Origin of the sequence: Butyrivibrio sp. VCB2006 (genome assembly GCF_000420945.1) — a bacterium.
Classification (GTDB): Bacteria; Bacillota; Clostridia; order Lachnospirales; family Lachnospiraceae; genus Butyrivibrio.
Genome location: NZ_ATVX01000001.1, coordinates 86,588 through 108,769, shown reverse-complemented (window position 1 = coordinate 108,769; position 22,182 = coordinate 86,588). Strand labels below are relative to the sequence as shown.

Genomic DNA, 22,182 nt, shown 5'->3' with positions numbered 1-22,182 from the left:
TTATTCGAATACTACACATGTCATAGTCTGGTTAACGAACTGGGTATTGTAATGTTCTCCAAATCCTACAAGGCCACAGCTGGTTCCAAGGGTTCCTATCTTACTAAGATATGTTCCAAGTTCACTTCTGTTTTTAAGTACCAAATATCTGAATATGCAGTTAACAGAATAAATAGCAGAAATATGTGTGAAATCTCTATGTATCTTATCTACGGTTGCCTGGGCAATCTCCATAGGATCTCTCATTTCAAGGAGCGTTAAGATATCTGAGTCATTGATCTGTCTATATAGGATAAGACCATTTCCGGAAACATCCTTAAGAGAAACGATGCAGACATCATCACCCATCATCTTGCCAAACGGATTCTGGAAGGTCTGATCAACAACCTTTCCTTCCTGGGCACCTGTAAGCTCCATATATACCTGCTTGGCAGGTCTTCCGTTAAGCTCTCCGAGATAGTACTTACTCTTATCTGTCTTGGAGGCAATGAGCTGTTTATTGTCCTTAGGTACGTAAATATTCTCTTTGTAGGTCTTAACTCTTCCGCCTTCATTTCTGATGATGGCATAAACACAAGCATCCTCGTAAACCTTACCGTTTACAGAAACCTTTCCGGCATCACCCGTTGCTCCCATAACCTGAAGGTCGTTCTTTTTAATGAGGCCGCTCAAGGTTGTAAGAACCGCCGCATCATTTCCTGTACAGAAATCAATAATAGCGGTATTTTCTTTTCCCGGGCGGACTGCTGCGATATCTTTTTCGATTCTGGAAATATATCTTGCAGGAGAAATAGATACCTTTTCCAAAACACCTGTAGCTACGGTCACCCCATCTCTAAAGGCCATTACAAATGTACCTTTTTCCAGAATAGCTGTATCATATCCCATTCCAACGCAGCAGATACTTGGAACTCCTGGATATAATTTTTCAAGCTCCTCAACGTTTTTCTCAAAGTCATCTGCAGTACTAGTCATGATGATAAGCTTTGCTGTTCCAAGACCCTTCACAGCCTCTGACACGTTCCCAGAAGCGCTTTTTCCGTAAAAGATATTCATAACCCTGCTCTCCTATTTTTTTACAAACGATTGTCGGAAAATGTGCACAAAAACAGAGTGCCACTGCTAATATTGTAGCACTCTGTCGTTAATTAATTCTCTGTTTAATGTATAAAGTATAATTAAAATTTTATAAAATCATATCCTCATTGCAACCTCATAAGCTCTCCAAATTACGCTTCTAAGATTTCCAACCTGTTTGCAGTCTCCGACGTAATCCATATTGCTCTCACGTTCATTTTCTTTTACCACAGGATTAGGAATGTATCCGGCACTACTTATAACGCTGTCGCAGTCGATGGTGAACTCTTTGCCTGTCTTATCAACACAGACGATGCAGTCCTCCCACACTTCCTTAAGGGTTGTCTCAAGGTAAACAGGAACCTTATAAAGATCAAACCATTCACGAAGATATGAGCTGTTAGCAAGGCAAACACCCTTCTGAGAAATGATGTCATCCTTCATCTCAACGATAGAAACATCTTTTCCCTGAAGCGCCAACTCATAGGCTATCTCGCATCCGGTAAGTCCGCCTCCAACAACTGCCACCTTATCTCCAACCTCTTTTCCCCTGAGGAACTCGCAGGCTTCTATCATAAGCTCATGACCTGGAACACTCTTAAGCTTTCTCGGAACCGCTCCGGTGGCAATGATTATGTCGTGTTTACCGAATTCTTTTACATCTTTTATTTCAGTATTATAGTGAATCTCTATTCCCAGCTGTTCCATCTGTCTTATGTACCAGGCAAGAAGGTCCCGGAGTTTACCCTTATAGGACTCAGCGCTGGCTGCAATAAAGGTTCCTCCAAGTTCACCAGTCTTTTCATAAATAACAGGCTCATGGCCACGGAGCTTAAGTACTCTTGCTGCTTCCATTCCGCCAATTCCGCCGCCGATGATTATTACCTTCTTGGGATGCTTGGTCTTCCTTATGAAATGCTTGTCAGTCTGCATAGTTTCTGCGTTAACTGCGCATCTTGCAAGGTGGAGACTGTCGGAAAGCTCCTGATCATTTGGAACGCCCTTGTAGTGGCACATGTTAAAACAGCCATTGTGACAAAGGATACAAGGTCTTATATCCTCTTCCTTTTCCTCAATCAGCTTGGTTACCCACTGAGTATCAGCAAGGAACTGTCTCGCAAAGCCGGCACCATCAATTCGCCCGTCTGACACAGCGCCTGCTGCCACCTTAGGATCCATTCTTCCGGCACAGACAACAGGAATGTCAACGTATTTGCGGAGATTAGCTACATCCTCAAGATTGCAGTTTTCAGGCATATAAATCGGTGGATGAGCCCAGTACCAGGCATCGTAGGTTCCGTTATCACAGTTGAGCATATCGTAGCCTGCATCCTGAAGGTACTTTGCAGCTCTTTTGCTCTCCTCGAAATCACGACCCACTTCGTCGTAGTCTTCTCCGGGAAGCGCTCCCTGCCTGAAGCCTCTGGTCTTGGAAATAACGCTGTATCTCAGTGATACGGGGAAATCCTTGCCGCACTTTTTCTTTATTTCCTGAACTATCTCACAGGCGAAACGATACTTGTTCTCAAAGCTTCCGCCGTATTCGTCAGTTCTTTTGTTAACGTAATCAAGAGTAAACTGGTCCAGAAGATACCCTTCATGGACAGCGTGAACTTCTACACCATCTACTCCGGCCTTTTTAAGGAGCTCTGCAGTCTTGCCAAAGGCAGTTACATATTCATGAATCTCGTCAACAGTGAGGGCTCTTGATGGCACCACGTCTGACCAGCGGTTAGGTGACTCGCTGGCTGATGCCGTGATCTTATCAAGGTCCATTACAGGCTTACTGAGGACTCTGAGCACCTTGTTGGTATATAATTTTTCCATCATAGGACTTATGGTAAAAGAGCGTCCGAAGCCGGCAGTGAGCTGCACAAAAAGCTTGGCTCCTGTCTTGTGGAACTCCTTCATCCACTCAGCAAGGTCCTGATACATTTTCTTATTGGTATAAAGCCACTGACCAAACATTGGATTGTAAACCGGCTGGCATCCAGGAAGCACAAGTCCTGCGTTGTTTCTGGCAACTTTCAGAATAAAGTCTGCTCCTGCCTTATCGAAATGGTTCTTTTCCATCCATCCAAAGAGGTCTGTACCACCCATAGAAGTAAGGACTATTCTATTCTTGATCTCACAATTTCCAATCTTCCAGGGCGTAAACAGTGGTTCATATTCTTTCTTCATATTTGCCTCTCCTTTGCGAGGTACTCCTCCCCCGCCTGTCTTCCCAGTTTATAAACTCTCTCTATCTGGGCTGGATTTTTTTCTATCGAGCTTATATTAAGTGGCTCCTTGGGCCTTATTACTCGTACTTTACCGGCAAGCTCCTGCTGCCTTATGTATTTCTTTTCCTCGTTATACATAATATAGCGCTCTTCCATGCACTTAATCATGTTGGGATATTTCCTGAGTGACCATCTGACAACTGGCATGTATTTCTGTTTGCCTTTGACATAGTCAACTGGCTGGGTCTCTACGACCAGTATGTCGTCATAGCCCTTATCTTCCATAAATTTAAGAGGGATTGAATCTGAGATTCCACCGTCCAGATACATTCCGCCGTCAATGTGAACTGGCCTTGAAACTATTGGCATAGAAGCTGACGCCTGAATCCAGGTGATGTCCTCTTTTTGTCCATCAATGCATTTGTGATAAACGGGTCTTCCTGTGTTAATGTCAGTAACCACGCAGTAAAACTCCATTGGGCTGTCTGCAAAAGCCTTGGTATCCCATTTATCAAGCTTGTATGGAAGCTCATCGTAGCAAAATGGCACGTTATAGATATCACCAGTGGTGATAAGTGATCTGATACTGTGATAGCGGGGATCTGTGCAGTATTTCTTGTTATATCTGTAGGCACGACCTATCTGATGAGACTTGATATTGCAGCCAAAGGTAGCTCCTGCCGACACTCCTACTGCCCCGTCAAAAGAAATATCGTTCTCCATTAAAACATCCAAAACGCCGCAGGTAAACATACCTCGCATAGCGCCGCCCTCAAGTACAAGCCCTTTTTTCACACTGTCACCTCTCGTAAATGCACATCCATAGCACGTCTTGCTCATCACAATTAAAAAGAGTAGCGCCGCCACTACTCTTTTTGTTACTTATAATATTAATACAAAGCTTTACCCTTGTGAATATTTTTTGATAAATTCATCAACAGAAATAGGCTTTGAATAGTAGTAACCCTGTAGATATATGCATCCAAGTGCAGCCATAGTCTGAGCCATATATTCGCTTTCTATGCCTTCAGCTGTTATGCCAAAGCCCATACTTGCAAAGGTTTTGACCATGTTAGGTAGCATAACATCAGGCTCTCTGCAGTAGTCCCAAACTATGCTCATATCAAGTTTGATATTAATAAATGGACATCTTTTTAATCTTGTCAGGTTGGAATAACCTTTGCCGTAGTCATCAAGCACAAAGTGGAAGCCCATCTCTTTTATCATATTGGTCTGATAAACAAGGAGCTGATCGTCGACCATGGCTTCCTCAGTGATCTCCAGATGAATGAATCCGAGGTCAATGTCGTATTTCTTAATGTAGTGCATAAGGTTATTACCTAGATTAGCCTTCATGAACTGGATTGGCGAAAGATTTACATTTATCCAGTTAAGACCCATCTCTTTGGTATTATTTTCCTTGATAAACTTACAGGTCTTAATAAACACCTGGGTTCCAAGCTCTGATATTCGTCCGTTGTGTTCTGCTATTGGAATAAAGAGGCCTGGAGGAATAATGTTGCCTTCTGCATCTCTGATTCTTGCAAGCGCTTCTGCACCCGCAAGCTTACCTGTAGCAGCATCCATAATAGGTTGCAGGAAAATCTCTACCGCATCATGATCAACAGCATATTCGATAGCTCTTTTGATCTCCAGCTCTTTTTCTGCTTTCTGAAGACCTAACTCATCTATTATCCTGACTTCATGCTTCTCAGCTAGATCAGCCTCGTTAAAAGCAGTCATGAGAACCTGTGTCATGGTGTTATAATCAAGCTTCCTATTACCGGGATTTAAGAGCGCGCAGCCTATCTCAACATAAAGCTCTACATCATCTGAAACCCATGGTTTGCTGAATTTTTCCTGCAAGGTTTCATGTATTTTATCTATATTATCTTTGTCATCACAGACAATTCCAAAGCGTCCGCTTCTATAATAGAAAACAATCTTGTTAGGGAAGGTCTTTTTAAGATAATCGCAAATCAGGTTAACACCGTGATCCATCTGTCTTATTCCATACAGCTCTCTCATATCTCTGTAATCATGGATAACAAAAGCAAATATCCGGTATTTCTTTTGCCCATTTATCTCATCCAGGTACTCTCTTATGGCTCTGGTATTAAAAATCCAGGTTTTACCCTCAAGGTAAAAGTCAGGATTCATGTAGGACAGATAGCTTACAAGAAGCGCAATGAGGCAGAAGGTATCCATGAGAAGATACTGTGGAAAAGCCAGTCTGCAGATAGTTCCTATAAGAAGAATTGTGTTGATCCAGAGCGCAGTATTAAACTCTCTTTTTCTCCTAGGTCTTTCCTTATGAGTTAGAATTGCAAAATAACTGATGCCAATATACAGCCAGAACAAAAGATAAAGTGTGTTGTATAAAGGCGCACTGTGATAGCCGGTGTCATCCATATAGTAGAAATTCCTGGTAAATGGCGTGATCAATACAAGTACAGATTCTACAATAAAGGGGATCATAGCTAAAAAGTACTTATAATGATTATTGAGAAATTCCAGTCTTAAGACGCTTATGGTAAATACACAGAAGAATAAAGCTCTTGCAAAGAATGCAATGAAATACAGATTGTTAAGGGCATAGAGTGCCCATATTGGGAAGAGCTGATAATTCATATCTGCCCAGGAGGATATGACATCCATTATCATAACTACGCACTCAATACCAATCAAATGAATGAAGGTACGATTCATTCTGATAGGAATTCGTGGCAGCATAAAATAATAGCTGACTAATATGAATAGTATTAATAAACTTGGAAAAACATATGAGTAATTCCACATAATACCGGCCTCTTGGTTGATTATTGGTAGCTAGTATATCGAATTTATTGTATTTGTCGCAATTGTTATATTTAGCCGCCTTGTCGTTATATCGTGCATATCTATACAAATATATCTTACTACAATTTGTTAAACAATAATCAATATCTTTTCATATTTTATAGAAATCTTATAATCATAAATTTACTCCTTTAAAGCAATAAATTATGTTGCATTTTCCTGGGGCTACGTTGTAATATTGTCATAGTGTTTTTTGGACATGATTTTTATAGGCTAGAATCATATAAAATATCAGATTTAGTGAGGAGACGGACTATGAAGAAATATGCAGAAATGAGCCGCCAGGAGCTTGAAGAAGAGATCGTAGCGCTCAAGGCTCAGTACAAGAAATATCAGGAGATGGATCTTAATCTCAACATGGCTAGAGGTAAGCCATGCAGAGAACAGCTTGATCTTTCTATGGGACTTATGGATGCCCTTAATTCTGAGGCTGACCTTTCCTGTGAAGATGGAACAGATTGCCGTAACTACGGTGTCCTTACAGGTATCGATGAAGCCAAGGTTCTCATCGGTGCCATGATGGAGAACAAGCCAGAGAACATTATCATCTATGGTAACTCCTCACTTAATGTCATGTACGATACAGTATCAAGAGCATATACTCACGGTATCATGGGCAACACTCCATGGTGCAAGCTGGACAAGGTCAAGTTCCTCTGCCCTGTTCCTGGATATGACAGACATTTTGCTATCACAGAATATTTTGGAATCGAGATGATCAACGTAGATATGACTCCTGAAGGTCCTGATATGGACAAGGTTGAAGAGCTTGTATCTTCTGATGAATCTATTAAGGGAATCTGGTGTGTTCCTAAGTATTCCAATCCTCAGGGATATTCTTATTCAGATGATACAGTAAGACGTTTTGCAAGGCTTAAGCCTGCAGCCAAGGACTTCCGTATTTTCTGGGATAACGCTTATGGTATCCACCATTTATACGATAACAATCAGGATTACCTTATTGAGATCCTTGAGGAATGCAAAAAGGCTGGAAATCCTGACATGGTTTATAAGTTTGCTTCAACTTCCAAGATTACATTCCCTGGAAGCGGAATCGCAGCTCTTGCTACTTCACTTAATAACCTTGACGATATCAAGGCTCAGCTTTCTAATCAGACAATCGGCCACGATAAGGTTAACCAGCTTAGACACGTACGTTTCTTTGGTAACATCGAGAACATGAAGGCTCACATGAGAAAGCATGCAGACATCATCAGACCTAAGTTCGAGGCAGTTCTTGAGATTCTCGACAGAGACCTTACTCCTTGCGGAATCGGCGACTGGACCAAGCCAAACGGCGGATACTTCATCAGCTTTGATGCCCCTGAAGGCTGCGCTAAGGCCATCGTTGACAGAGCCAAGAAGGCCGGTGTTACAATGACAAACGCAGGTGCAACTTATCCTTACAAGAAGGATCCACACGACAGCAATATCCGTATTGCTCCAACCTATCCTTCACTTTCAGACCTTCGCACTGCTATGGATATCTTCACTGTCTGCGTAAGACTTACAGCAGCCCAGAAGATGCTTGAGGCTATGGCTGAATAAGTTAGTTCGAAGATAATGAATTTTACGAAGTAAATTAATAGCCGCTTGCGGTTATTTGAACATCCCGGATATCACTGTCAATGGGAATTTCGCGGCATATCCTCGCAGGCCATGCCTGCTGCGGTATTCCACGGTTCCCATGACAGAGGTACACGGGATGTTTTTTGGTGGTCAAGCGGCTATGAATAAGAATGGCATGAATTCCGGTAAATACCAATTTTGAATTGAGCCTGAATCATCAGTCCAAATTATCATTCAAACATATCGGTGTAAATGCTGATATTGCTGGTAATGTTGGCATTATTGCCATTATAATTCATTACCGCTCTTTTATCATACTTTACTCTTGCTATCTTCCAGTGCTGCTATCACTCTGTCGCACCACTCATCAAATTCAGGATCCTCTACCTGACACTCGGGATGTTCTTTGATGTAGTTAAGGGCAATGCGAACGCCCTGATCAAATCTTATTGTTGTGCCCATTCCCGGAACAGCTCTTTTAAGCTTACTGTTGTCAAACACTACAGATACTGATTTATCACCGAGAAGACTTCCTTCAAAGTCATATCCATACTTATCTCCTACTGCGCTAAGATAATAGGCTGATACGTGATATGGCTTAAGTTCTACTCCAAGAGCATCTGCGATTGTCTGATATATCTGATTCCAGGTAAGGCACTCATCTCCTGTTATCTGGAAAGCCTCGCCGATTGCCTTTGGATTTCCCATAAGACCTGTGTATCCAACAGCAAAGTCCTTATTAAAGGTAACGTGCCAAAGAGATGTTCCATCACCCTGGATAATTACAGGCTTTCCTTCCATCATTCTCTTAATAACCTGATAAAAGCCCTTCTTACCATGTACTCCAAGAGGAATATTTCTCTCGTCATAGGTATGACTTGGTCTTATGATAGTTACCGGGAATCCCTCTTCTCTATATTTCTTCATAAGGAATTCTTCACAGGCAATCTTATTTCTGGAATACTCCCAATGAGGATTTGAAAGAGTTGTACCTTCTGTGATCACATAGCTTGCAGCCGGCTTATTGTATGCTGATGCTGAACTGATATACATGTACTGTTTGGTCTTGCCCTTAAAGAGTCTGTAGTCTCTCTCAACCTGATCAACAGTAAATCCAATAAACTCACTTACTACATCAAATTCCACTCCTTCAAGCTTTTTTATGGCATCTTCTTCATCAGAAATATCGCAGATAATTTCATGAACATTTTCAGGAACTTCGCTCTTTCTGTTGCCACGATTCAAAAGCCAAACCTCCCAAAGTGGATTCTGCGCCAGTCTCCTGACAATTGCCATACTGATTGTTCCCGTTCCGCCAATAAATAATGCCTTCATAACCCTTCTCCTTCACATGATAAAAAAGAATTCTTGGAAAATCCTTAGTTTACGCGATTTTCATTCATTCAATTATCTATAATACATCTTATTACCGGCTGTTCACAGTCTACAAATTCATCATACTTGCCAAGCCACTGTCCTTCACGAACTTTCCAAAAGCGAAGTGTAAATGAAGGACCATATTCACATCCATCCTCCGGATCAACACCATCATCAAAAGAAGCCAGTATAACAAACCTTTCTTCAGGATACTGTTCCAACATCTGTTTATGCCAGCTCTTCATTATACCAATTGCTTTCCTGAATAAGGTCATCTCTTCATTGCTGTCCGGAGCATTTAAATAAACCTCATTTCCATCCCACTCAAGCTGAGACAAGTCACTATCTTCATAATCGGGTCCTTCGATTCCGTAAAAGTTTGAAACACCATAATATGAATGCCCCCAGGCATCTTTTTTAGACCATATAGGATATTCATCCAAAGGAGCGATATCGTCTATAATAGAAAAATCAAACCTATTTCCAGCTGCTTCATTAAAAGTCAGCATTACCTTTTTAGCCATTAAGCCTCCTCAGAAAAACACTTTATTCGATTATCCGATACAGTGCCTGTATTATAGAACTCAGCCATGATCTTAGTCATTTCATCTATGTTTGACTTCTTTCCAAACCAAAACATGATCTTATCCTCCAGTAATATATTTCATCACCTAAATTCCATAGTTTAGCCTTCGTCATTTACACACATAAGCCTTTGTTATTGTTGCGGTTTTATTGATATACTATCGGTATTGCTTTATCTGAACACAATTTCCCCATCCTCGCTCATACTGTCTATAATAGCCAGAGACATTACATCATACCCCATTTTTCTTAGATCATCGCCACCTGTTTGAAATCCCTTTTCAATACATATACCGATTCCTGCAATGCATGCTCCCGCCTGATTACAAATATCTATAAGGCCCTTCATAGCATTCCCTATTGCAAGAAAATCATCTATCAAAAACACCTTGTCTTCCCCGTGAAGATAATTTCTTGAAACTGTGATGTCATAGTCCTTCCCATGGGTATAGGAACTAACTCTCGAAGTATAAACATCATTTCCAATATTCAAACTTTTTGACTTTTTCGCAAATACTACAGGAACCTCGAAGTATCTGGCAGCTGCACATGCTATTGCTATACCCGAAGCTTCTATTGTAAGTATTTTGGTTATCCCCTGGTCTTTATACCTGTCATAGAATTCTTTTCCCAATTTATCCAAAAGTGCTACATCAATCTGATGATTTAAAAATCCATCCACTTTAAGAATATTTCCGGGATAAACTCGTCCTTCACTTTTAATGGTATCTTCTAATAGCTTCATCTACATGCTCCCATTTATGAAACTGCAACAATTGCATCATCGACACTGTATCGTTATTATAACATCAGGAGTAGGAGTTATTTATGACCAACTTATACAAATACTATTCAGACATAGCTTTTATTTCAGCCTTCGATTTGGCAAAAGAGATTGAAAGCACCCTAGACTCAGACCAGAATAATCTTGTATGCTTTGAATTTATGGATGACGGGAAAAGCATTATGATGTGCTTTGACAAGTATGAACTGTCACCTCTAAGTGGACGCGGTTCAGTAAGCATGACCGTACTTGTAAAAGAAACTCAGGGCAGCTTGGAAATCACAGTTTTTAGCTGTGGAGAAAACAATGACATTCTCATCGGTAAAAAGAGTTTTATGGGCAAAATTAATTGCCTTCTTTCAAAGTATGGCTTTAGAAGTGAAAGAATTACCAAAGTAATAGACTAATAATTCATCCAACTTCTCCACAAAGACCTTTATGCCAAAAAGAGAATGGCGATACCCTCATCAAGAAGGTACCGCCATTCTCAATACATGGAGAAAACTCTAATTTAGAGCTTGTTAGCATTAGCCGTTATTTGCTGGTGCGTCATCCTTATAGTCATCAACAATTTCCTTGGCAGCATCTACTGCATCATTTGCAGCATCATCTGCCTCCTCAGCTGCATCAACTGCTGCTTCTGCATCCTGCACATTCTGTTTTGCTTGATCTTCCGCTTCTACTGCTGCTGCATAAGCCTGATCTGCTACCTGATCCTGAGCTACAGCTTCATTAAACTCATCACGTGCTTTATCAGCTGCTGCTTCTGCTGCAGCAACTGCTGCAGGTCCGTTATCTACAGTGGTCTGTGCTGCAGTCTGAGCACTTTCTCTTTTTGCATGTTCCGCTGCTGCGTTATTATAAGCAGTCTGTTTATCTGCCACATCGTCATCAGCATCTTTCTTAGCTGTTTCTTTTGCTGTAACTTTATCCTGTTCATCAGAATTTGCCTGTGCTGCATCGTCCTGTGCGTCTGTATAAGCCTGATCCTTTGCGTCATAATCGCTAGCTGTTTTAGCATCATTCTCAGCCTGAGTAACTGCTGCCTGTGCATCTGTTACATCCTGCTGTGCTGTATCAACTGCATCCTGTGCTGCACCAACTGCTGTAGTGTTATTAGCTACATCTATATCATATTGAGCTTTGAATGCAGCATCTTCATATGCTGCATCAAAATCTGCAAAACTAGTACCATTTGTATCATTGTAAGCAGATACATAATCTGCCTGCGCAGATTCAAGATTTGTATTGGCTGTATTAAGTGCATTCTGCTTGGTTGAAAGGCCCTGAGCTATTTCTGCCTGAGCTACTGCAGCATTAACTGCCGTTTGTGCTTCTGCAAGATCTTCCTGTGCTTCCTGAACAAGCTTCTCTTGCTGCTGTCTTACTTCATTAGCATGACTAATTGCTGCTGCCAATTCATCAGATGCTTTTGCAGCTTCACCCTTAGCATCATTGAGATCTGTAAGCGCCTCTTTCTGCAGCTCTGCAGCCTCAGCCACAGAGCCTACAGTATCTTTATCGCCATCTAATGTAGCAAGCGCCGTCTGTGCATCTGAGATAGCCTTATTTACATTAGTAACCTGCTGATTTGCTGCTACAAGAGCATCAGAAGCTTTCTGCTTAGCTGCCTCTGTTACACCTGCTGTCTTTTCTGCATCTGCAACCGCCTGAGATGCTGCTAGCTTGTTAGCCTGAGCAACACTAAGAGCTTCCTGTGCATCCTTGAGGTTAGCTGAAGTCTGCTTAGCTATACCTCCAGCATCTTCTAGTGCTGTGTTAGCTGCTGTAAGAGCAGCACCTGCTGCATTTGCATATGCTGTCTTTGCTGCATCCAAAGCATCCTTTGCATCTGCTTCTGCCTGCTTTTTAGTAGGATCATTTGGATCTGCATCCAAAGCAGCCTTTGCTGCATCATAATCTTGCTGAGCTGTATTCAATTCAGCTTTCTTACCTGCAGCTACTGCAGCCGCATCACTAGCATCATTCAAAGAGCCTGTTGTAGCAAGGTTCTGAGCTGCAGTTTTAAGTTCGCCAGCCTTCTGACTTACAGCCTGAATTTTCTGTGTATTATTAGCTACGCTCTGCGCCACCTTAGCAACCTGCTGAGTAACCTCTGCAGGAGACTTTGTTTTATCTGCAGGCTTACTATTTCCACCACCTGATGGTGTAGAAGACTCCTCTTCTGCCGAAACATCTTCTACATCTTCATCTGATGACTTATCTTCAGTCTTGCCTGAGCCACCAGAAGATGAGCCCGATCCTGTAGAAGCTGTGCTTACAGTCTTGATACCTCCGGGAAGAATTTTCTCAGCAGGAAAACCTCCAAGTGTTCTGTGCTCGCCAATACCGAACAGTGCAAAATGAATGTAGTAAGCAGGAAGATTGTCTCCAAAGGCTGCCCTTAAATCGCTATAGGCATTCATGTATGCATAAACATCAAAATATCTGCAGAATCTTCTGCCTTCTTTCATACCAAACTGAATGAAATGATTGAAAAGTGCATCTTCACTAGTACCATAGGCCTTAACAACATCCTGATAACGGCTTGCATAGTACTTTGCATCGAACATTTTGCGAAGTACTTTTATGTACTCAGCTTCAGCGCTCTCACTTCTACCCTCAGCTTTTCCAAAGGTGTCGTAATGAGTCTGAAGTGCTTTAGCCGAAGTTCCGACTGCAGCAACAACATCAGGGTTCTTATCCGCATAATACTTAGCATCAAAAGCTGCTCTTGCCGGCACAACTCCCATTGCAGAAACTGTTAAAGTAGCAACTGCAATTGCCAGCGTCTTAATAAGTTTCTTGTTTCTGTTCATTACCAAAATACCTCCTTGATACACTTTTATTTATGCCACCATACGGTAGCACTAATGAGTTATTTTTTGCCACCAAACTTTTTTGCAACTGTTTGGTGGCATCTCTGTGTTAACTATATCACCGTTTGGTAACTTTGTCTTAGGAATACGGTTTATTTAATAGTTTTTTCATATTGTTTCGTTCATTTTTACGTTTATTTCATCCTTAAATTGTGTGTATTTTTAAAGTCACTTGAGGTAGCCCATATGTTTGTCAGAAGACTAAAAGACCTTAGAATTGATCATGATTTAACCCAACAAGCAGTTGCTGATATCTTGTTTTGTAAAAGAGAAGTATATAGACGTTACGAAAAAGGTATCCGGGAATTGCCTTTATCCTATGCCATTGTTCTGGCCCAATACTACAATGTCTCTCTAGACTACCTTGTAGGATTAACAGATAATCCGAAATTAAGATAGTACTTTTGTTTTTCACAAAAATGGGCTAATCGATTTATATTTGATCGATTAGCCCTTTATCTTTATTATTTTCTTTAATTTTTCTAGCTATAAGCAATTCCTGATTGCTTCCAAAATATCCTCGTTCTCATATGGCTTGGTAACAAAAGCAGCTGCGCCAGCCTGCATGGCTTCAAGCTTGTTGTATTCCTGACCTGCAGCCGAAATAATAATTACCTTGGCATCAGGAACCTGATCCTTAATGGCCCTCAAGGAATCCAGGCCATTCATTTCCGGCATAGTAATATCCATAGCCACAACATCAGGTCTAAGCTTTAAAAACAAATCCAGGCCCTCTTTTCCGTTGATGGCTTCAGCGGCAACCTCATATCCGGAATGTTCCAAAAGATTTCTGATCATCTTTCTGGAAACCCGGGAATCATCTACGATGAGAACGCTCTTCATGCGCAAACCTCCACAAAAGAAGCATATGTCAGATTATAAATAATTATATCACTTTTGTTCGGTTTTACATATTATCTTTTATTCTTATCTTAAGCTTGCCATCATAGATATACACTGGTATATCATCCTCAAAACTGTAAATATATGCCATCATAGGTTCACCTTCTATATAGGTGGTGACCTTCTCTTTATCCGGATCTACAATCCAGTATTCTCTTACTCCGGCATGCATATATTTGTGCATCTTATCATTGTAGTCACGGCGTCTAGTACTTTTGGAAACCACTTCGATAATCCAGTCAGGAGCTCCGTTGATGCCATTTTCATCGATGATGTCAGGCTCGCATGCCACCGCAATGTCAGGAATAAGCATAGTATAATCGTCCTCATCCAGCCTTACATTAACCCCAACATTGAACATCTGGCACTTGCCTTTATTGGCTTCTATAAAAGCATCAATAGCTTTGCCCAATCTCTGAACCAGGCGCTGATGTCCAATACCAGGTGCCTCATTGTAAATGATGTGCCCATCCATGAGTTCGAGGGTCTTATCTTCTCCTATTTCATGCATAAGTGCCACTGTAGCCCTAGTATCACGCATTGGTGCAAGATTGCCATCCTCATCTCCTTCTCTTATGGCAAAAGGAATGGGGTCATTTCCAAGATTTTTTTCTTTTCTGTATGACTTTTCAAACTTAATCTGATCCACTTCCAATTCGGGGTTACTTCGCATATACTCTTGCAAATACCTAATGTATTCGCTTAGTCTATGTAACATTTCCTCATGGAAAAGAGCTTTATCAATTTTCTCAATTGTGGCATAAGTAGGATTACGAGTCTCCCCGGTCATAATTTTACTGACCGTGCTGACTGGAAGCTCTGCAAGATAAGCAAGTTCCGCCGTAGTAAGTTTCAATGCTTTCTTTCTTTGTTTTAATTCGCTAATATCCATAAACGTCTCCTTCTACTAAAGCCACATGTTTTCCCTGCAGTCACGCTAATCAACCATTACAAAAAGACATCTCTCACCTACAGTTTAAAATTGTAGATAAGAGATGTCAATTATTTTTACCCAAGTACGGGTAATTTATTCATGGTATATGTTTTTAATGAAACTGTGATGCCCGTCAACAGACTCATACACGCGAATCTCGCAGTTCTTGGGTCTTGGGCGCCATACATAACCTCTTTTGGCATCTTCCAAATAGCCTCTGATAACTCTGATTATCCCTCCATGGCAGGTAACCAAAACGTTCTCATAATCTTTACTTTCAAGCTCTGTAAAAAAGCTACGAACCCTGGCAATCATCTGATCTGTGGTCTCCACAGTTCTTGGTGCCGGAAATACCTCAGGAAGCATCCAGTACAGGTTCATGGGAAGTCCCATCGTCGCATAGGGCCTTTGCTCATACTTGCCAAAATCTGTCTCAATGATTCGCTCATCTATTATGATCTCTGAACGGTCCACGCCCCCAATAATTGACGCGGTCTCAATTGCCCTGTCCAAAGGACTCGCATATACTGCATCAAATCTTGCATCACCGATAAGCTTTCTGGTAGCCCTGGCCTGCTGCCTTCCGGTTTCATTTAATGGGATATCGGATCTGCCCTGCATGAGGTTCTGGGCATTTAGATCAGTCTGTCCATGTCTGGTAACCCAAATTTTCATCTTCGTGCCTTCTTACTGTAATCAGGTCTCATATTCTTTAGTTCTTCATATAAAACCTTGTAATTGTCATATCTAACCTTGGCAATCTTGCCTTCTGCTATAGCATTCTTAACGCCGCAGTCAGGCTCTGCTATATGCGCACATCCGCCAAATCTACACTCCGGCTCATACTCGGTAAACTCAGGGTAGAACTGACATAAAGTCTCCGGTGTTACATCTCTTAGTTCCAGTGAAGTAAATCCCGGTGTATCAATGACATATGTCCCGTTGTCTACAAATGTGTCATCATCCGCATTCTGTTCCGACACATCACCGGATAACTCCTCTACAAAGAACAACTCGGAATGCCTTGTGGTATTCTTGCCCCTTTCAATCTTACGGCTAAGTTCTCCTGTCTGCATATCAGCATTGGGGACAAGCTTATTCAAAAGAGATGACTTGCCCACACCACTTGGTCCTGCCAAAGTAGTCGTCTTGCCCTTAAGAAGTTCTTTTAACTCATCAAGACCACGTTCTTCCCTTACACTGATAAAAAGAACCTTGTAGCCGCATTTCTCATAGGCGTCATAAAGTTCCTGCTGTTCCTCTTTGGTTGCAATATCCTGCTTGTTAAAGCAGATTATTACAGGGAGGTTCTGCTGGCGCATCATGATAAGGAATCTGTCCAGCAGGTTGTAGCTGGGATTTGGCTTAACGATGGCAAACAAAATAACCGCCTGGTCCACATTGGCAACAGGCGGTCTAAGTAGCTGATTTTTTCTGGGAAAGATTTCTGTTATATTTCCCAGTTTCTTTTCCTCGTCGATGATATCGATTTCAACATCATCTCCCACCAGCGGTTTCAAATTAGATTTGCGGAATATGCCTTTTGCCTTACATTCATATACCTTTTCTTCAAAGGTTTCTACGTAGTAAAACCCGGCAATTCCCTTAAGAATTCGTCCCTTCAAAGGCTTTAATTCTCCTGTGTGAAAGTTACTGCTCTTGTAACTGTGATCTCTTTGGTCTCACCACCGGTAGTCTCTCCTGTATCAGGATTGGTTGTTGTAGGTGATGTTGCTGTATAAACAAATGTCAGTGTTCCGGTAGGTGATGTAATTCCCTTGGAATTCATCTGAATAGGAAAATCTGATGTTGTTGTATTAAGTAGTGTTGTTCCATCTGATGTAACTAAAGTAACATGAACTGATAATCCGGCTGTATAATTCTCTCCCTCTGTAGGAGCGGAAATATCAGAAACATAGCTATATGTAACACTTGCAGGTCCTGTAGAGAGCTCCATGTTAATTGTTGTTCCCTCAGAAACAGAAGTGCCATAGGCAATGCTCTGTGCACAGATAAGTCCTGTAAGGTTAGGATCTTCATTACTTGTCTCTACTACAGTTCCGGCAGTAAGTCCTGCCTCAACAAGCATAATAACAGCTTCTTCTGAAGTCTTGCCGATAACATTAGGAACTGTAACCTGTCCATCTGCCTTGGCTGTAGATACTGCAGCAGTAGAACTTGAGGATGTTGCATTTGCTCCTGTGCTGACAAAAACACTTATGGTAGATCCGCTCTGAGCTCTGTTGCCGGCTGCAGGATTTGTGTAAGAAACAGTATCCTTAGCAAGCGTACTGGAGGCATCCTCGCCCTTTTCTACCTTGAAGCCTTTTTCATTGAGAGTAGCTACTGCCTCTGCATATGACTTGCCACTGACATCAGGAATAATAATGCCATCAGCACTATCCTCTACAGTTGTGCTCTCTGTGCTGGCTGTTACATCTGCAGCACTTGAAGCCTCACTTCCTGCCTCAGAAGAGCCAAAAAGTCCAAGCTTCTTGCCTACCAGCATAAGTCCCATAAATCCAATAAGAACAGCAAGTACAATGGCCATAACCACTGTGAGCTTCTCTATTCTGCCATCTGACGGAGGATTAGGTCTGCGATACCTATCTCTGTCTCTATTTCTGTCATACTCGTAGAAGTCATCGTCTTCATCGTATTCACGTCTCTTACGTCTGCGCTCTCTGTCTCTGTCATCGTATCTGTCGTCATCGTCATAATCGCGCATAACTTCGTCTTTGAGTCTCATCTGCTCAGTATCGGAAAGTCTTCCATTACCGTTTTTAACAGAAGAAACCTCTTCCTCAGACGCCACCCTTGTAGCTCCCTCTTCATCAGGGTCCACAAGAGATACAAAATCTTTATCCGGTGTGATCAATGATTTCTTAAGGTCTGCTATAAGCTCTGCAGCATTCTGATAACGTCTGTCAGGGCTCTTTTGACAACACTTAAGAACAATTTTCTCAACACTGATTGGAATCTCGTCGTTATAATCCGCAGGAGTAGGTAAATCCTCCTGAATATGCTTGATTGCAATAGCTACAGTAGTGTCACCATTAAAAGGAACACGTCCTGTCAGCATCTCAAACAACGTAATACCAAGGGAATAGATATCACTCTTGGCATCACTGTAACCGCCTCTTGCCTGCTCAGGAGAGGTGTAATGAACTGATCCCATAACGTTGGAAGTAATGGTATTGCTGGTAGCAGCCTTGGCGATACCAAAGTCTGTGACCTTAACCTTGCCTTCCTTGGAAATCATTATGTTCTGAGGCTTGATATCTCTATGGATAATGTTATTATTATGAGCAGCCTCAAGGCCCATAGCTACCTGAATAGCTATACTAACAGCCTCTTTTACGGAGAGCCTGGATTTCTTTTCTATGTATTTCTTAAGAGTAATTCCGTCAACCAGCTCCATTACAATGTAGTTGACGCCGTCTTCATCACCTACATCGTAAACATTAACAATGTTTGGATGCATCAGTCCTGCAGTAGACTGCGCCTCTACACGGAACTTGGAAACGAAATTCTCATTCTCTGAAAACTCCTGCTTAAGTACCTTAACAGCAACAAGGCGGTTAAGCTTATGATCTTTTGCTTTATATACATCAGACATACCGCCGGTGCCTATCTTTTCAAGCACCTCATAACGGTCTCCGATAACCATTCCTATCTTAATCATTTAGTCCTCCGTCATGTGCCGCTTCATCAGCAAACGGCTCTATAAGGATAACAGCAATATTATCCTTACCCCCATTGTTATTGGCCGCAACTACAAGCTTCTGAGCTTTCTCGATAATATCTCTTTGGCCACTTACTATCATGCGAATTTCTTCGTCCTCTAACATATTTGTAAGTCCGTCAGAGCACATGAGAACTATATCCCCTCTGTTCAATTCCACATTAAAAAAGTCAACGTCCACGGTCTCATCAGCACCGATGGCCCTTGTAATAATATTCTTGTCAAGAGAATGTCTGGCTGTCTCTCTATCGATACCGCCCATTCTGACCATCTCTTCGACAAGCGAATGATCTCTTGTAATCTGGGTAATCTTATCGCCGCCTATGACATATAACCTTGAATCCCCCACATTGGCGACCTGTAAATATCTTCCTAAAACTGTACATGCTACAACTGTTGTTCCCATTCCAAAAAGCTTGGGATCCTCAGCAGCCTTCTCGCGAAGCTTGGTATTGGCAGTCTTGATAGCCTTCTCCATAATCTTGATAGGACTCTTTTCAAAAGACTTCTCAATTTCCTCAACCATGGTATCTACTGTATATCTTGAAGCATAGTCCCCAGCGTTATGACCGCCCATGCCGTCAGCTACAATAAACACATTGGAAAGATTACCAATCTTCCTGTCAGAAGAAAATACATAATCCTGATTCAGTTTTCGCTTTTTTCCAATATCCGTTACGGAAAAAGTTTTTAACAAAAAAGCTCCCTCCAACCCTATCTTTTTCGGTCAACACAAAAAAGCAGAAATACTATTTTTCTTCCAGATGGCGTCTGCGAAGCTGTCCGCAGGCTCCATCAATATCCCTGCCCATTTCTCTTCTAATAGTAACATTTATTCGGCTTTTTTCAAGCTTATTTTTGAAAGCCACAGCTCCTGCGCGGTCTGTGGGTTTGAAATCTCTTTCTTTGATAGGATTTACCGGTATTAGGTTAACAACGCAGTTAAATCCCGATAACAGCTGTGTGAGTTCCCTGGCATCCTCATCGGTGTCATTTACTCCTGCCACCAAAGAGTATTCAAAAGTAAGCTGTCTGCCCGTCTTTTCAAAATATGTCTTGCAGGCGTCCAAAACCTCATGTATCTCAAATTTGTTAGCTATAGGCATAAGTTCTTTGCGCTTATCCTGATTGGAGGCATGAAGTGAAAGTGCCAGGTTAATTGCCAGATCTTCCTCAGCCAGTTTCAGGATGTTAGGCACAATGCCGCAGGTAGAAACCGTAAGATTTCTCTGACTCATGTTAAGACCATTTTCATTAGTCAAAAGATCTATAAATCTAAGAAGATTATCGTAATTATCAAGAGGCTCACCGCTTCCCATAACTACTACTCTTCCAACCTTCTCGCCGGTAATTCGTGAGATGGCGTATATCTGATCCAACATCTCTGACGGTAAAAGATTTCTCACAACGCCGTCAATAGTTGATGCGCAAAATCTGCATCCCATGCGGCAGCCCACCTGAGATGAGATACATACACTGACACCGAACTTGTATTTCATAAATACACTTTCAATCATGTTTCCATCTGAAAGCGCAAAAAGAAACTTCTTGGTCTCGTCCAGCTGTGATTCCTGAACCATCTCGCTCTTAAGGGAAACATAGTCAAAATTCTCCCTAAGCTTTTCTTTAAGTGCCTTGGAGATGTTAGTCATCTCATCGTAGTCTCTTGCAAGTTTAACATGCATCCACTCGTAAATTTGCTTGGCCCTGAAGGCAGGCTCACCAAGCTCCTTGATGGCTTCTGTAAGCTCCTGAAGGGTAAGAGACTTTATATCTGTTTTACCGCTAATTCCTTGAATATAACTCATAACATTTACTCACATTTATATGAAACAAAACAACCTTTATAACAAACGCACAGGGTCTATATACTATCACACCCTCTTAAGCTTCGCAATAAAGAATCCATCTGTTCCATGTTCACCGGGGATCAGCTGGATATAGCCTTTGGATGCACTCTTTTTAAGTTCATCCGGAAGCTTATCGCTAAAGTCCTCAAGCTTAAAAGGAAGCTCGTTGCAGATTCTTTTTACCATTTCATCATTCTCAGCTTTGTTAACAGTACAGGTAGAATAAACCAGGGTTCCGCCCACCTTCACATAATCCCAGCAGGACTTAATGATTTCCCACTGAAGTCTTGTGAGTTCCTCAAGTCCCTTAGGCTTTACGTTGTGTTTAATATCGTTTTTGCGTCCCAAAATACCAAGTCCGGAACATGGAAGGTCCAAAAGAAGTACATCTGCCTGTCCCTTAAGTTCCTCATCATGAATCTTGGCATCGTTAACCTTGATATTGATATTGGATAGGCCAAGCCTTTCCGCATTTTCCTGAATAAGCTGACACTTTCTGTCAGATAAGTCTCTGGAATACACTTTGCCGTCCGGATAAACTCTCTCTGCAGCATGCATGCTCTTTCCACCGGGAGCTGCACATACATCCACAACAACCTGCTTGTTCTGCGGATCGGCAACCTCCACCACCAACATGGAACTCACATCCTGTACTGCAAATCGTCCCTCTTTGAATCCCGGAAGATATCTGATATTGTCTGTCTTTTCCAGTTCAAGCGCATATGGAAGTAGTGAGTTTTCAGAAACACTCACGCCTTCATCTGTGAGATTTTTCTTGAGTTCCTGGACGTCTATGCTCTGTGGAAGTCCCTTAGTAACCCTTATGGTAGTTGGTCTGGGATTCAAAAAGAAACTGAGCATTCCTTCGGTTTTATCAAATCCATACTCGGAGACCCACATTTCACACAGCCACTTGGGCATGGAATACATCACTGATAAATACTCTATTCCACCATTTTCATTTTTGTCAGGATACTTGATTTGATCTTTGTTACGGGATATGTTGCGAAGTACTCCGTTAACAAAGCCCTTAAGACCTGAGAATTTGTGTTTAGCAGCAAGCTTAACAGCCTCATTGCAGGCAGCACTGTCAGGGACTGAGTCCATGAACATGATCTGATAGGCACTCATTCTCATAAGGCTTCTGATAAAGGGCTGCATCTGAGCCACCGGAGTCTTAGCAAAAGAGTCAATGATATAGTCTATCTGGATATTTCTCTCAAGACATCCTTCTGTAACTCTTTTAATAAAAGACTTATCCCTTGTCTCAAGATAGTCATATTTTTCCAAAGTGTCCTTTAAAAGGGATGGCTTTCTATTGCCATCCCTATCGTATTCTACAAGTATATTAAGTATTATTTCTCTTACATTAACCATAAAAACAACTCTTCCCCCAAA

General features: G+C 41.6%; 19 protein-coding genes. 3 read left to right on the top strand and 16 right to left on the bottom strand.

Going from position 1 to position 22,182, the window contains the following annotated elements:
* From G613_RS0100465 to G613_RS0100450, 4 genes are all read right to left on the bottom strand, one after another.
* Complete coding sequence (locus G613_RS0100465) at positions 1–1,056, bottom strand: FIST signal transduction protein (protein ID WP_029230768.1); 1,056 nt, start codon at positions 1,054–1,056, stop codon at positions 1–3.
* Positions 1,057–1,194: 138 nt separating this feature from the next.
* Positions 1,195–3,258, bottom strand: coding sequence for an FAD-dependent oxidoreductase (locus G613_RS0100460; RefSeq protein WP_029230767.1), 2,064 nt, complete (start codon positions 3,256–3,258; stop codon positions 1,195–1,197).
* Positions 3,255–4,094 carry a patatin-like phospholipase family protein gene (locus tag G613_RS0100455; protein ID WP_029230766.1) on the bottom strand — a complete coding sequence of 280 codons (840 nt, stop codon included), beginning with the start codon at positions 4,092–4,094 and terminating at the stop codon, positions 3,255–3,257. The genes G613_RS0100460 and G613_RS0100455 overlap by 4 nt, the downstream gene beginning before the upstream one ends.
* Positions 4,095–4,202: 108 nt before the next feature.
* Positions 4,203–6,098: an EAL domain-containing protein gene (locus G613_RS0100450; RefSeq protein ID WP_081647711.1), complete on the bottom strand. Its 1,896-nt coding sequence runs from the start codon at positions 6,096–6,098 to the stop codon at positions 4,203–4,205.
* A 315-nt stretch (positions 6,099–6,413) separates the two neighbouring features.
* Between G613_RS0100450 and G613_RS0100445 the strand changes: the two genes are divergently transcribed.
* On the top strand, positions 6,414–7,706 hold the full coding sequence (locus tag G613_RS0100445) for an aminotransferase (RefSeq protein WP_029230764.1): 1,293 nt from the start codon (positions 6,414–6,416) through the stop codon (positions 7,704–7,706).
* A gap of 333 nt (positions 7,707–8,039) precedes the next feature.
* Here the strand turns inward: G613_RS0100445 and G613_RS0100440 are convergent, their stop codons facing one another.
* The 3 genes from G613_RS0100440 to G613_RS0100425 all read right to left on the bottom strand — a co-directional run bounded on the left by G613_RS0100440 (position 8,040) and on the right by G613_RS0100425 (position 10,434).
* Positions 8,040–9,062 (bottom strand): NAD-dependent epimerase/dehydratase family protein, encoded by a 1,023-nt coding sequence (locus tag G613_RS0100440; RefSeq protein ID WP_029230763.1) that lies wholly within the window; start codon positions 9,060–9,062, stop codon positions 8,040–8,042.
* A 68-nt stretch (positions 9,063–9,130) separates the two neighbouring features.
* Complete coding sequence (locus G613_RS0100435) at positions 9,131–9,628, bottom strand: hypothetical protein (protein WP_029230762.1); 498 nt, start codon at positions 9,626–9,628, stop codon at positions 9,131–9,133.
* Between the two features lie 233 nt (positions 9,629–9,861).
* Positions 9,862–10,434: a xanthine phosphoribosyltransferase gene (locus G613_RS0100425; RefSeq protein ID WP_029230761.1), complete on the bottom strand. Its 573-nt coding sequence runs from the start codon at positions 10,432–10,434 to the stop codon at positions 9,862–9,864.
* Between the two features lie 83 nt (positions 10,435–10,517).
* Between G613_RS0100425 and G613_RS0100420 the strand changes: the two genes are divergently transcribed.
* Positions 10,518–10,880, top strand: coding sequence for a hypothetical protein (locus G613_RS0100420; protein ID WP_029230760.1), 363 nt, complete (start codon positions 10,518–10,520; stop codon positions 10,878–10,880).
* Between the two features lie 120 nt (positions 10,881–11,000).
* On the opposite strand, the gene G613_RS0100415 is transcribed toward G613_RS0100420, so the two are convergent.
* The gene (locus tag G613_RS0100415) at positions 11,001–13,292 is read right to left on the bottom strand and encodes a hypothetical protein (protein WP_029230759.1); all 2,292 of its coding nucleotides are present in this window, start codon (positions 13,290–13,292) and stop codon (positions 11,001–11,003) included.
* 246 nt (positions 13,293–13,538) lie between these two features.
* Between G613_RS0100415 and G613_RS0100410 the strand changes: the two genes are divergently transcribed.
* Entirely contained in the window at positions 13,539–13,751 is a 213-nt protein-coding gene (locus G613_RS0100410; protein ID WP_029230758.1) for a helix-turn-helix domain-containing protein, read from the top strand.
* A gap of 87 nt (positions 13,752–13,838) precedes the next feature.
* Here the strand turns inward: G613_RS0100410 and G613_RS0100405 are convergent, their stop codons facing one another.
* The 8 genes from G613_RS0100405 to rsmB form a co-directional block, all read right to left on the bottom strand.
* Complete coding sequence (locus tag G613_RS0100405; RefSeq protein WP_029230757.1) at positions 13,839–14,195, bottom strand: response regulator; 357 nt, start codon at positions 14,193–14,195, stop codon at positions 13,839–13,841.
* A gap of 64 nt (positions 14,196–14,259) precedes the next feature.
* A complete protein-coding gene (locus G613_RS18275; RefSeq protein ID WP_029230756.1) occupies positions 14,260–15,147 on the bottom strand; it encodes a Uma2 family endonuclease in 888 nt (295 codons plus the stop codon).
* 135 nt (positions 15,148–15,282) lie between these two features.
* Complete coding sequence (locus tag G613_RS0100395; RefSeq protein WP_029230755.1) at positions 15,283–15,864, bottom strand: histidine phosphatase family protein; 582 nt, start codon at positions 15,862–15,864, stop codon at positions 15,283–15,285.
* The gene (gene rsgA, locus G613_RS0100390) at positions 15,861–16,814 is read right to left on the bottom strand and encodes a ribosome small subunit-dependent GTPase A (RefSeq protein ID WP_029230754.1); all 954 of its coding nucleotides are present in this window, start codon (positions 16,812–16,814) and stop codon (positions 15,861–15,863) included. Before rsgA ends, G613_RS0100395 begins: the two co-directional genes overlap by 4 nt.
* Before the next feature lie 5 nt (positions 16,815–16,819).
* Positions 16,820–18,874 (bottom strand): Stk1 family PASTA domain-containing Ser/Thr kinase, encoded by a 2,055-nt coding sequence (gene pknB, locus G613_RS0100385; RefSeq protein ID WP_029230753.1) that lies wholly within the window; start codon positions 18,872–18,874, stop codon positions 16,820–16,822.
* The gene (locus G613_RS0100380; protein ID WP_029230752.1) at positions 18,867–19,631 is read right to left on the bottom strand and encodes a Stp1/IreP family PP2C-type Ser/Thr phosphatase; all 765 of its coding nucleotides are present in this window, start codon (positions 19,629–19,631) and stop codon (positions 18,867–18,869) included. Before G613_RS0100380 ends, pknB begins: the two co-directional genes overlap by 8 nt.
* 52 nt (positions 19,632–19,683) lie before the next feature.
* Complete coding sequence (gene rlmN, locus G613_RS0100375) at positions 19,684–20,742, bottom strand: 23S rRNA (adenine(2503)-C(2))-methyltransferase RlmN (protein ID WP_029230751.1); 1,059 nt, start codon at positions 20,740–20,742, stop codon at positions 19,684–19,686.
* Positions 20,743–20,808: 66 nt separating this feature from the next.
* Positions 20,809–22,161 carry a 16S rRNA (cytosine(967)-C(5))-methyltransferase RsmB gene (gene rsmB, locus G613_RS0100370; RefSeq protein WP_029230750.1) on the bottom strand — a complete coding sequence of 451 codons (1,353 nt, stop codon included), beginning with the start codon at positions 22,159–22,161 and terminating at the stop codon, positions 20,809–20,811.
* Positions 22,162–22,182: the final 21 nt, after the last annotated feature.